Annotated in this window: 11 protein-coding genes; all 11 read left to right on the top strand. The window is 46.9% G+C overall.

Annotated elements, in window-relative coordinates; translation table 11 throughout:
* Positions 1-212: 212 nt before the first annotated feature.
* Entirely contained in the window at positions 213-1,193 is a 981-nt protein-coding gene (locus tag HU754_RS21505; protein WP_225919933.1) for a glycosyltransferase family 2 protein, read from the top strand.
* A 4-nt stretch (positions 1,194-1,197) separates the two neighbouring features.
* Positions 1,198-2,256: a dTDP-glucose 4,6-dehydratase gene (gene rfbB / locus HU754_RS21500; protein WP_186620534.1), complete on the top strand. Its 1,059-nt coding sequence runs from the start codon at positions 1,198-1,200 to the stop codon at positions 2,254-2,256.
* Positions 2,253-3,152 (top strand): dTDP-4-dehydrorhamnose reductase, encoded by a 900-nt coding sequence (gene rfbD / locus HU754_RS21495; RefSeq protein ID WP_186620536.1) that lies wholly within the window; start codon positions 2,253-2,255, stop codon positions 3,150-3,152. The genes rfbB and rfbD overlap by 4 nt, the downstream gene beginning before the upstream one ends.
* Positions 3,153-3,154: 2 nt before the next feature.
* Complete coding sequence (gene rfbA / locus HU754_RS21490) at positions 3,155-4,036, top strand: glucose-1-phosphate thymidylyltransferase RfbA (RefSeq protein ID WP_186620539.1); 882 nt, start codon at positions 3,155-3,157, stop codon at positions 4,034-4,036.
* A 97-nt stretch (positions 4,037-4,133) separates the two neighbouring features.
* Positions 4,134-5,261, top strand: a complete 1,128-nt coding sequence (locus HU754_RS21485; RefSeq protein ID WP_150750685.1) for a DegT/DnrJ/EryC1/StrS family aminotransferase — start codon at positions 4,134-4,136, stop codon at positions 5,259-5,261.
* The gene (locus tag HU754_RS21480) at positions 5,258-5,752 is read left to right on the top strand and encodes a GNAT family N-acetyltransferase (protein WP_186620541.1); all 495 of its coding nucleotides are present in this window, start codon (positions 5,258-5,260) and stop codon (positions 5,750-5,752) included. Before HU754_RS21485 ends, HU754_RS21480 begins: the two co-directional genes overlap by 4 nt.
* Positions 5,753-6,550, top strand: a complete 798-nt coding sequence (locus tag HU754_RS21475; RefSeq protein ID WP_186620544.1) for an ABC transporter permease — start codon at positions 5,753-5,755, stop codon at positions 6,548-6,550.
* A gap of 80 nt (positions 6,551-6,630) precedes the next feature.
* Positions 6,631-7,296 carry an ABC transporter ATP-binding protein gene (locus tag HU754_RS21470; RefSeq protein WP_437182491.1) on the top strand — a complete coding sequence of 222 codons (666 nt, stop codon included), beginning with the start codon at positions 6,631-6,633 and terminating at the stop codon, positions 7,294-7,296.
* Between the two features lie 10 nt (positions 7,297-7,306).
* Positions 7,307-9,880: a glycosyltransferase family 2 protein gene (locus HU754_RS21465; protein ID WP_186620547.1), complete on the top strand. Its 2,574-nt coding sequence runs from the start codon at positions 7,307-7,309 to the stop codon at positions 9,878-9,880.
* Positions 9,881-9,889: 9 nt separating this feature from the next.
* Positions 9,890-11,134, top strand: a complete 1,245-nt coding sequence (locus HU754_RS21460) for a class I SAM-dependent methyltransferase (protein ID WP_186620549.1) — start codon at positions 9,890-9,892, stop codon at positions 11,132-11,134.
* The gene (locus HU754_RS21455) at positions 11,124-12,323 is read left to right on the top strand and encodes a glycosyltransferase (RefSeq protein WP_186620559.1); all 1,200 of its coding nucleotides are present in this window, start codon (positions 11,124-11,126) and stop codon (positions 12,321-12,323) included. The genes HU754_RS21460 and HU754_RS21455 overlap by 11 nt, the downstream gene beginning before the upstream one ends.
* Positions 12,324-12,350 lie beyond the last annotated feature (27 nt).

Raw genomic sequence — 12,350 nt, 5'->3', positions numbered from 1 at the left:
CCATCTTCCGTTTTACATCTCTTGGATGCAGTTATGCCTAGCTCGGCGACAGGCTAGAGCAGCCGTGGCTGTCGTCGCTTTTTTGGGTGTGAGGCGCGTCAATTGATGTAGAATGCGCAATCGGACGGTAAGCGCAAAAGCAAAGATCTGTTGTTTTTTTTATTAGTGATGGGCGCCTTCTTGGGGCGACGGTTCGTGCAAAGAGGGATTTTGTGACGGTTTCCAGCCAGTGTTTTGGTACAGATAATGCCGTCCAGGTAGCTGGCGAGCACATTGCGAATGTCGCAATTCTTATGTGTACATACAACGGTGCATCATTTCTTGCTGAGCAACTCGACTCACTTGAACGTCAAACTTATCGCAACTGGACGCTTTATGTTTCCGACGACGGCTCTCAAGACCAAACTCTAGAAATTTTGGAAACATTTCGTACTGAAATGGGGACGGATCGCGTCCAGGTATCGAAAGGTCCCAAGAGAGGGTTTGTAGCCAATTTCCTGTCCTTGGCCAGTCGAGCTGATATCGAGGCAGATTTTTTTGCCTGGTCGGATCAGGACGATATATGGAAGGATGCAAAGCTCGAGAAGGCGCTTGCGTGGTTACAGGGAGTACCCGATCAGGTCCCGGCTCTCTACTGTGGTCGTACCGAGCTGATTGGCGAGTCGGGTGTCTCGTACGGGTATTCACCACGTTTTAGTCTTCCTCCCCATTTCTCAAATGCGCTGGTTCAGAGTATTGGTGGTGGCAACACCATGGTCTTTAACCGGGCAGCGCGCGACCTGTTGCTAGAGGCGGGTGATCGCGTCGATGTTCCATGCCATGATTGGTGGGCTTACCTTCTTGTTTCCGGAGCGGGTGGCGAGGTTCATTACGATCCTGAGCCTATGCTCCTTTATCGCCAACATGAGGAAAACCTGATTGGTGGTAACTCAGGTTGGTCTGCGCGCCTCAAGCGTTTGCCACTGATTTTTCAAGGCCTATTCTGCAGGTGGAATGATCAGATCATCAATGCGCTAGAAGCGATGTATCATCGCTTGAGCCCTGAGCATCAGGTGACTCTGACTCGATTCAAAAAAGCACGTACTCAGAAACTCTTTTCAAGAATCCTGGGTTTTCAGCGGGCCGGTATATACCGGCAGACGTTGTTTGGAAACCTGGGGCTTATTCTCGTGGTTCTACTGAAAAAGATCTAAATTTATGACCATCTTAGTCACCGGCGGTGCCGGTTTTATCGGGGCGAACTTTGTACTGGACTGGCTGGCGCAGTCGGATGAACAGGTGATCAACCTGGACAAGCTGACCTATGCCGGGAACCTGGAAAGCCTGGCAAGTCTGGACGGAGATGCGCGGCATGTGTTTGTGCAAGGTGATATCGGTGATAGTGCGCTGGTAACGCGCTTGCTAAACGAGCACCAGCCTCGTGCGATCCTCAATTTCGCCGCTGAATCCCACGTCGATCGGTCAATTCACGGTCCGGAAGATTTCATCGAAACCAATATTGTCGGGACATTCCGACTATTGGAAGCAGTGCGAGCTTATTGGGGCGGACTCGAGCTGGGTGCAAAAGAGGCGTTCCGCTTCCTGCACGTTTCCACGGATGAGGTTTATGGGTCGCTGGCAAAAGATGACCCTGCGTTCACCGAGACCCATCAGTATGAGCCGAACAGTCCCTATTCGGCGAGCAAGGCTGCAAGTGACCACTTGGTGCGTGCTTACCACCATACCTATGGCTTGCCTGTTCTGACGACCAACTGCTCGAACAACTACGGCCCGTACCATTTTCCGGAAAAGCTTATTCCGTTGATGATCGTCAACGCCCTTGCCGGTAAGTCTTTGCCTGTGTATGGCGACGGCCAGCAAATTCGCGACTGGCTATACGTCAAAGACCACTGCAGTGCTATTCGCCGTGTACTCGAAGCCGGATTGCTCGGAGAGACCTATAACGTAGGCGGCTGGAATGAGAAGCCTAATCTCGACATCGTTCACACCGTTTGCGGTTTGCTCGACGAGTTGCGCCCTCGCGATGATGGCCAACCTTACCACCAGCAGATCGCTTATGTTACCGATCGCCCGGGTCACGACCGTCGTTATGCCATTGACGCTCGGAAACTTGAGCGTGAGTTGGGTTGGAAACCAGCGGAAACATTCGAGACCGGTATCCGGAAGACTGTCGAGTGGTATCTCGATAATCAGGTGTGGGTAGGTAATGTCACCAGCGGAGCTTATCGTGACTGGGTAAGCAGGCAGTACACATGAAGAAAATTGTTTTATTTGGAAGTAACGGACAAGTAGGCTGGGAGTTGCAGCGTTCCCTACCTTTGCTTGGAAACGTTGTGGCTAGCGATCGAAGTAAACTTGACCTTGCTGACTTAAATGCTGTGTCGGATTATCTTCGTCAAGAACGCCCCGACGTTATTGTCAATGCGGCTGCCTATAACACCGTTGAGCTGGCAGAGACCTGCGAAGATGACGCGCAGGCAATTAACTTTCACTTGGTGAAATTGTTGGCTGACTACGCGGCGGAGAATGATGCGTGGCTTGTACATTATTCAACCGATTATGTTTTTAACGGTGCCTCCGAACTTCCATACAGGGAGACTGATGCCCCTGACCCGTTGAATGCATATGGCAGGTCAAAAGCATTGGGCGAGGGTGCAGTTATCAGTAGTGGCTGCAATCATCTTTTACTTAGAACCAGCTGGGTTTATTCCACGCGGGGGCGCAATTTTGCAAAAACAATATTGAACCTCGCGGTAACCAAGTCAGAATTCTCGGTCGTGGATGATCAAACCGGTGCGCCGACGAGTGCTTCGCTCGTTGCGGATACTACCGTGCTTTGCCTATATCGAATTCTGAATGGTACGGGGGGCGAGGCTCTTAGTGGTACGTACCATTTGGTTTCTTCGGGGTATGCGAGCTGGTATGAGTACGCCCGCTATTTGGTTTCAGAGGCATTAAATCTAGGGATTCCTCTTAACTGTACAGAGCACGATATACGTGCTGTGAGTGGTTCTGAGTATCCTACGAAAGCAGTCCGGCCTAAAAGCTCAAGACTGGACAATAGTAAAATTCAAAATGCGTTCAATATAAATATTCCGGATTGGAAGACTTATGTAAAGAGAACGCTTTCTGATATGGCCAGGCAGGGATGATTATGTATCGTAAAGGTATAATTCTAGCGGGTGGTTCTGGTACGCGTCTGCATCCAGCAACACTCGCAATATCGAAGCAGTTGCTTCCGGTTTTTGATAAGCCGATGATTTATTATCCTCTCAGCACATTAATGCTGGCAGGGATCAGAGATATATTGATTATCTCCACGCCACAGGATACCCCTCGCTTCGAGCAGCTTTTGGGGGACGGTGCCAAGTGGGGAATCAATCTAAGTTACGCGGTTCAGCCGTCACCGGATGGCTTAGCCCAGGCATTTATTATTGGCGAGGAATTTCTCGACGGTAATGCGTGTGCTTTGGTGCTGGGCGACAACATCTATCATGGCCATGATTTCCAGGAACTCTTGGCAAGTGCCATGCAGCGTGACAGCGGTGCGAGTGTCTTTGCCTATCATGTAAATGATCCTGAGCGCTATGGCGTGGTCGAATTTGACAAGTCAGGCAAGGCTATCAGCCTGGAAGAAAAACCATCGTTGCCTAAATCCAGCTACGCTGTGACCGGCCTCTATTTTTACGATGCAAACGTCGTGGAAATTGCCAAGAGTATCAAACCCTCTGAGCGTGGCGAGTTGGAAATCACTGATGTGAATCGCGTCTATCTGGAGCGTAACAGCCTCTCCGTAGAAATCATGGGAAGGGGATATGCTTGGCTGGATACAGGAACTCATGAGTCTCTGCTTGAGGCGAGCCATTTCATTGCGACCCTGGAAAACCGGCAAGGCCTTAAAGTCGCTTGCCCTGAAGAGTTGGCGTGGCGCAAGGGATGGATATCGGATGATCAATTGCTCGCGTTAGCGATGCCATTGATTAAAAATGGCTACGGAAAGTATCTCAAGCGCCTCTTGGAGCACGAGAGTCATTGATTGTACAAGCGGACCAGGCGCTCTATGGCCATTCTGCGAAAGATGTAATTGGATAAAAATTTAAACCGCACAGCACTTGTGATTCGAGGCTAAATACATGGCAATTCAACTGTTTGTACCTAAATTTCGTGTCGACGAATGCCTTGAAGGTATTCGTGAATGTCTTGAAAAAGGCTGGACTGGGTTGGGTTTTAAAACTGTTGAGATGGAAGAAGCATGGAAGTCCTATACCGGGCTACCGCACGCACATTTTCTTTCGTCGAACACCGTAGGTCTGGAGCTGGCTTTCCGCTTGCTCAAGACAAAGAATGGATGGGGCGATGATGCAGAAGTCATCACTACTCCGCTGACTTTCGTATCGACCAACCACGCCATTCTCTGTGCAGGCCTGACGCCTGTATTCGCAGATGTCGATGAGTCGCTGTGTCTGGATCCTGTTAGCGTCGAGCAGCGCATTACCGATAAGACCAAGGCACTGATTTTCGTTGGTATTGGTGGCAACGTCGGTCAGTACTCGAAGATCCTTGAAATCTGCAAAGCACGTAATATCGCTTTGATTCTTGACGCTGCCCACATGTCGGGTACTCGCATCAATGGGCGTCATGTGTGTCCAGAAGCCGACGTTGTCGTGTTCAGCTTCCAGGCCGTAAAAAACCTGGCAACAGCTGACTCGGGCATGATCTGCTTCAAAAACGCGGAAGATGACGAGCGTGTGCGCAAGATGAGCTGGTTGGGTATCAACAAGGATACTTACGCACGTACCGCCTCTCAGGGCGCGTACAAGTGGATGTACGATGTCGAAGAAGTCGGCTTTAAATACCACGGCAACTCGATCATGGCTGTTATGGGCCTGGTTGCGTTGAAGTATCTGGATCGTGATAACGCATACCGTCGTCAGCTCGCCAAGTGGTACCGCGAAAACCTGGGTGGTAACGAGAAAGTACGCTTTATTGAAATTAATCCAGAATGTGAATCGTCGACTCACCTGGTTCAAATTCGTGTCAAAAACCGTGAAGAGCTGATGCTGGCCCTCAATGAGCACCAGGTATACCCAGGCGTACATTACCGTGATAACACGGAATATCGTATGTATGCGCATGGTAATGGCACCTGCCCTAAAGCAGCATTGGCATCCCAGGAAATTATTTCGCTCCCGGTACACATGGGACTAAGTAAAGCCGATGTTGACACCGTATCTCAATTGGTAGCCAAGTACGCAAAATGAAACCTACCCTCCGCTCAGCATCTGATGAAGTCGTCGGGATCCGTCTACTAGAGGCAGCTGATTTACAGTCTACCTTGGACTGGAGAAACCGAGACGAAAACCGCCGATGGTTTATTAATTCAAACATCATTGAATGGGACAGTCACGTAAAGTGGTTCGAGTCCTATTCAAAAAAGTCTGATGATTTCGTGTTTGTCATCGCGGCAGATGGTGAGTTGGTGGGGCAATGCGCTGTTTATGGCGTGGATCTGCAGAGAAAGCGCGCCGAAGTCGGACGCTTTCTTGCAGCGCCAGACAACGCGGGTAAAGGTTATATCAAGCGAGGCTGCCAACTGTTGATTGAAACGTGTTGGCAGCAGCTTGCGCTTGAGAGCGTATTTCTAGAAGTTCTGGAAGAAAACGTCCGGGCGATTAAGTTATACGAAAAGCTGGGCTTCAACGAAGTTTCCCGTAACGGTAAATTAATAGTGCTTGAGCTAAATAGGCTTTAGATGATCAGTCAGAATAGTTTTATACCCGGTGCATTAAAGTCACTTCTTGAATGGCGTGTATGGCTATACCTAGGGCTGCAGGACGTCAAAGCTCGTTTCCGCAGGTCAGCTATCGGGCCACTATGGATACTTATAAACCTTGCGATGATGGTTTTAGGTGCAGGGGTGGTTTATGGAGTACTGCTTAAGCAACCGATGGCAGAGTTTCTTCCCTATCTCACGTGCGGCTTGATAGTTTGGGGATTCCTGGTTTCCTCCTTCGTCGAAGGCGGATATGCGTTTGTAGGTTCCGAAGGTTACATCAAACAATTTTCTTTCCCGAAGCAAATATATTTGTTTCGGGTGCTGGTTTCTCTGTTTGCAGTAATGTTGGTTGGTGTTGTAGCTTTGGCAGGGACTTTGTTGTTCTTTGATCGCTTTAATCCCATGGGGTGGCTGTACGCATTGCCCGGTGTTGGAATACTTCTAATAGCTGGCTTGGGGCACATCACACTTAGCGCATATCTCTCTGCTCGTTTTAGGGATTTGCCTCATGCCTTGACGGGAATCTTCCAGGTACTGTTTTTTGTGACACCTATCATGTTCCCCGTTACGATGCTCAAGGATCGTGGTCTGGACTTTGTCTATAAATATAATCCACTGTATTACCTGGTAGATGTAATTAGATTTCCGATCCTGGAAGGGACATTTGCAGTGAAACAGGATTATATGTTTTGCGCTGCTTATCTATCAGTTCTGTGGCTTGTTTGCTTGGTGCTTGCATCTAAAATGGATAAGAAAGTGGTTTATATGCTATGAGCGATATTTCTGTAGTTTTACGAGATGCAAGCGTCGTATTTACCGGGCGAACCGACTTGGTAGGCAGGATAAGGAATACTATTCTACGACGCCCGGTTGCGTCTAATACCCAAGAATACACAATTAACGCGCTTTCCAATGTTAATCTTTCAATTACTCGGGGCGAGCGAGTCGGCCTGATCGGGTTGAACGGCGCTGGTAAAAGTACTCTACTGAAAGTTATGGCTCGCATTTATCCTACGACTTCCGGTAGCGCGCAAACGTCTGGGCATGTTTGTCCTATGTTTGAGTTTGCGACAGGTTTCGAAATGAATCAGTCGGGTTGGGATAATATAAAGATTCGTGCGCTTTTGTTGGGGCTGAAACCGCGAGAGATTAAAGACAAAATGCAGGAGATCGCAGAGTTTTCGGAATTGGGTGAGTTCTTGAATTATCCTGTGCGGACTTATTCTGCCGGTATGTTCATTCGCTTGGCATTCTCTGTATCTACCGCGATAAATCCTGAAGTTCTTTTGTTAGATGAGGTTATGGGGGCGGGGGATATAAATTTCGCTCACAAAGCTCAGGAACGTATGAAAAAATTTATGACTCAAGGGAAGATACTGGTCTTCTCGAGTCACTCACCAGATTTGGTAAGTGATTTCTGTGAGCGCACAATTTGGCTTGAAAAAGGAAAAATCCGTATGGATGGCAAAACAGACCAAGTGTTAAAGGCGTACTCAGAAAATTATTCGGCAAGTGTCTAAGGCCTAGAACATGAAAGTCAAAGATCTCATTCGCGAAACTCTGTGGTTGCCTGGCAGTTCCTATGGCAACGGTTCACTTCCGATAGTGTCCGTTTTGCTACCTACTTTTAGGCGGGCAAAGAGTGGTAAGTTTCGTAAGGCAATCGAATCAGTTCTGAGCCAGACTCTAAGCGATCTTGAACTGATAATTGTCGACGACGCAAGTACCGACGGCAGTGCTGATATTATTGCGGAGTTCATGGAGAAAGACGGCCGGGTGAGCTGCCTTCGACATCCGAAAAACATCGGCCTTCCTGCGGTTTCTGAATATGAGGCATATTCGAAGTCTCGCGGTCGCTACATAGCGTTTGCGTTTGATGATGACGTGTTCTTTCCTGATGCATTGCATAATCTATACACCGAAGCGCAGAAGACGCCTGATCAGTTGATTTACGGCTCTGTTGAGATGAGAGTTGTCGAGTTTGGATCTGGTGACGAGCAAGTTGTGCACCTAGGTGCAAGCTTATCAAATAACAATATAAATTCCGGGAACTACATCGCAAACAACTCGGTGCTGGTCCCGCGTTTTATTCTTGAAGACATCGGTCTGTACGACCCACACATCCTCATGACGCGCGTGTGTGATTGGGACCTATGGCGAAGGATTTCACGTAAGTATATTCTCCGTTATGTAGATATTTCTGTTGGCGAGGTTGGTGGCCCTGCGACCAATGACAGTCTCGGTAAAACATACGCATTAGATAGTTGGGCCTCTGAAGAAAGAATCAGGCAGGATCGTGATATTTCTCTCAGGCCTTCAAATTTTGAAGAATATGACGTTTTCAGTCTGCCGCAGACGACAACCCATTGCACTGTCGTTGCAGCTAAAGAGATGGCGTTTGCCCATGCTCGTAGCAGAAATAATTTCGATATCGCCAGTTCATTAATCGACTCCGATGAAAAAAGAAAAATATTGGTCTTGACTGCGCACCCGAACGCTAGCACGACCGTTACATTTGACTTTTTGCCTGAAGAGTGGAAAAGCCGGGTACGCGTAATCGTCCCAGGGCATTGGCCATTGTCAGAAATTGCCCATGCGAGTTGCGTTATTTTTGTCAGGCAGTTGGATCCATTTTTTGAGTGGATTGATGCGGCACATAAACTACAAATTCCCTGCTATTATTTTACCGATGATAATTTGACACTTCTTCAAGAAACCAAGGAAATGAGTGGTTTCGAGGATTTCAGTAAAAAGACGCTGAGACATAAACTCAAAGATTTTTCTGGTGTTCTTACGAGCACTTTACCTTTGCTCGAGTATTTCAAAGAGCATTTGCTTCATTCGAACGTTGAGTGGTTTCCGCCGACATTTCGAGACATGAAAATAAGTACTGCTGAAGTTCCTACTGCACGCGAAAAGTTAGTTATCGCGTTTGCAGGTGGTAGTCATCGATTGTCTGCGCTACTGGACGTCATGCTACCAGCATTTCTCAAATATGTTGAGTCAGGTAGAAGTATTCAACTTGTTGTTGGAGGCGCTAATACAGAGTTTTTTGAAGACTTTAAGCAGCATGATCGACTAGAGTTGATAACGATGCCGTTTGAGCTAAATTGGGAAACTGCACTTTTGCAAATTTCTAAATATAGCCCGGATATTCTTATCCATGCGCCAAGTGAGTCGATCAATAATGTGTACAAGACTACAAATGTAGCTATGTCTGCGAATGTACTCAACGCAGTGTTGGTGGTTCCTGATTACTTTCCATATTCCGAATTAAAGCAGTTGGAAGTTGGTTATGTTGTCTCTTCACCGTTTAGTGCTCGTTCTTGGTCTGATATGCTGCAGAATTTGGATTTTTCTAAGTTCTCTATGTTTAAAAAGAACAACAGAGAATACTGCGAAGAGAGGTTCTCGGGTGTAGTCAGTAGTCATGTGCTGAACTCGATATCCAGTTCTACAGCCTTTAATGGATTTACTACGGTTGAAAGCAGGCTGAAGCTTATTTCTCGAAGTAATGGTGGAAGCATTGCTGTTGCGGGTAACGACTCAATAAAAAATCCGCAAAAACTGATTGAAAGTCTGGCGGAACTGGCCCGGTTACGACAGGCAACCTCGAATTCCAAGCGTTTAGGTTTCATGTCTCGTAAGCACGATTTGTGGGACAGCTTAATGCCACAGTTCGGCCGCATGAAAGAGTTTTTACTAGACGTCAAGCGTAATAATGTTGGTACTGTTTTAGAGTTATCCAAATCGCTACATGATGTACCATATATCGAATATGAGTTGAGTATTGCGACTAATATCAGATCTTTTTTGATTGCATTTACTACGGACGGTCTCCAGGACGGAGTGGTTGGTATCGAGCTTGTTGGGCCATCCGGGTCTATTATTCTCAATAGGGTTGTTGCGTTGAACGGAGTGGACTTGTCTTTGCCGGTCGAGTTCGCTGTGGATCACGTCCTGGCTTCCTCTTCAACTGTATACAGGCTTCGTGTGTTTGCGCGGGCGGCTCACCCTGTATACATGTTTGAGTTTGTTAAGTATCGTTATGCGGGTTTGAAACGTATCCCTGTATCTCCTTTTGCGGAAGTATTAGCTATATAGGTGTTGGTTATGAAACTGGACATCGGTTGTGGACCTAAGTGTCTTCCTGGATTTATTGGTGTCGACCGATTTCCATTACCAGGTGTTCAAGTGGTAGCGGATCTTGACAGGCCGCTACCTTTTGGAGACAGTTCCGTTGAGCTTGTTCATGCATCTCACAGCTTGGAGCATGTGTCCGATCTGATATTTACAATGAAAGAGCTTTATCGCGTTTGTAAGCATAAAGCTCAGATTTGCATTGTCGTACCTTATTACGAGCAGAAACTAAACTTAGCCAATCCATACCATCTTCAAGTGTTTAACGAACATACGCCAAGGTTCTGGTCGAGTTGTTCTTGGGCACCTATTGACAAAAGAGAGTACTACCATCCTCATGCAGTTACCTGGGGCTTGTCGCAATCCGATAACTCAAACCCAGGATTGGAAATCCGATTGCTAAGGATGGAGTTTTTTTATTTTCCGAAGTTCAATCGAATTGATCCTTCCTGTCAAAGAGAGTTGCGTCAACATTTAACCGATGTTTGCCATCAAATTGTTTATCATCTCGTTGTTTGGAAGGAAGATGATGAGCATGGTTACTTGGAGCTGGCAGAGAATTTGGATGGTTACCCATTTCTGGATACTCCGGCGTTGCGAGAGTCCAGAACCGCGGCAAAAGCTTATAGCGCAGAAGGTTTCTCCACCGTGTCATACGCAGAGGAGTTGTTAGGTAAGCGACTAAAAGAGCAACATGACTATGTTGCAGAGTGTGAAGCAAAACTGCTTAGACATGAAAAGCTGATTGGATTGCTAACCGTGGGTCCTGATCTGCCTGCTGTAGACATGAAACGCATGGACGATTATCTCGATACAAATTATCGTTCTCGCAAACCAAGGGATTATCGGCTTGGCAAAGAGGTGCCGATCGGAGGATATATTGAATATCAAATTAAAGGCTCCGGTCCGTGCAACTCTATTTTTGTATATGTGTATCTGTCTGCTGATGCCCAAGGGGCGCAACTTGGCATAGAGTTGGTTGGTAAAAGTAGTAACATTATATGGAATTCGACGACGGTATTGTCTGGCGTTGATACCATCGGGCTCGTCCGTTTCTCTCTCGGAAATGTGCTACAGCAAGAAGAAGTGGCGTTCATTCGTTTCTTTGGTCGGGATTCTGATCCTTGCGTCAAAATTGTAGAGTGTTCGATGGTATCGCGTTGGCCTTTGCGTCCCAATAAACTAGTTCCGTGCGCATATTTTTCATATGATGAGTGATTTAGGTTTCAGCGTTGATATATTATTGATTGTCGAGGCGGATATCGCGACAACTCAGTTGACGGAGCAACTGCTTTCGGAATGTTCTGGTCTCGGTGTCACATATAAAAAAGTATATCTTTCCCAGATTGATGAACAGCTTCTATCGAACTCGGAACTTCCGTTGTTTGTTCGGACTGCAGATCCTGTTGCGATTTTCTGGATGGAGGCGCTGAAGCGCAGCAATATTCCATATTTTTATTATATTGATGACAATTTTTGGTTGATCGAAGGTGAGACTGCTTTAGCGAAGTACTATAAACATCCGATTATTCGGCGCTCTCTAAAGTATGCGGTGGAGAAAGCGCATACTGTTATTACCAATTCGGTAGCTCTTAGAGAGTACATACTTCCGAAAAATCGCAATACGGTGCTGTTGTCTGCTTTTTTTGATTTTTCATTGCTTTCTGGATGCGAAGTAAGTACAGACTCGGAATATCGTATCGGATTTGCCGGCAGCCCATCGCGCGATGCGGATCTGGATATTCTCAAGGACGTGATTCCTCATATACTCGCGAAAAGAAGCAATGTTGTTTTTGAGTTTATCGGCTGCATGCCCAGCTGGTTGGAGGAGGGGGGCAGAGTTAGGTTTTTCGGGCATATGAATAGCTATGCTGAATATATAGCCTTTCAAGTACAGCGCGGTTGGAAAATAGGTCTCGCTCCGCTTGATAACAAAAATTCTAATAAGTATAAAACGAACAACAAATATCGTGAGTACGCTGCATTTCGATGTGCTGGAATTTATACACAATCTGAAAGTTACGTCGGTTCTGTAGTGGATGGTGTTACCGGATTGTTGATTGAATCTAACACTGCGGCATGCTGGATCGCTGCTATCGAACGTTATTTGGATGATGAGGCGAGCAGGTCTACCATTGCTGACAACGCATACGATGACGTGCTTCGCCGGTTTGATATCGCCACTGTAGCGGCGCAATGGACCACTCTTTTTCAAGTGGGCGGAAGGTTAATGAATAGCAGTACGATACAACCTGTTCGTATTTCCACCTGGGGCGGATTCGTCAGGCGCTTGTCCCATTACTGGTTGTTGGTTGAAATTTCCATGTATGAGGGCGGTATTAAATTGACCTTTGCCAGAGTTTTTAATAAATTTTTGCGCTATTTTCATTTAAAAGGGCCGCGCTAAGCTGGCTGGTACACTTTTCGGGTGTAT

This window comes from Pseudomonas zeae (genome assembly GCF_014268485.2).
GTDB classification, from domain to species: Bacteria; Pseudomonadota; Gammaproteobacteria; order Pseudomonadales; family Pseudomonadaceae; genus Aquipseudomonas; species Aquipseudomonas neuropathica.
The sequence above is the reverse complement of the archived record's forward strand: the minus strand, read 5'-3'. Positions and strand labels throughout refer to the sequence as shown.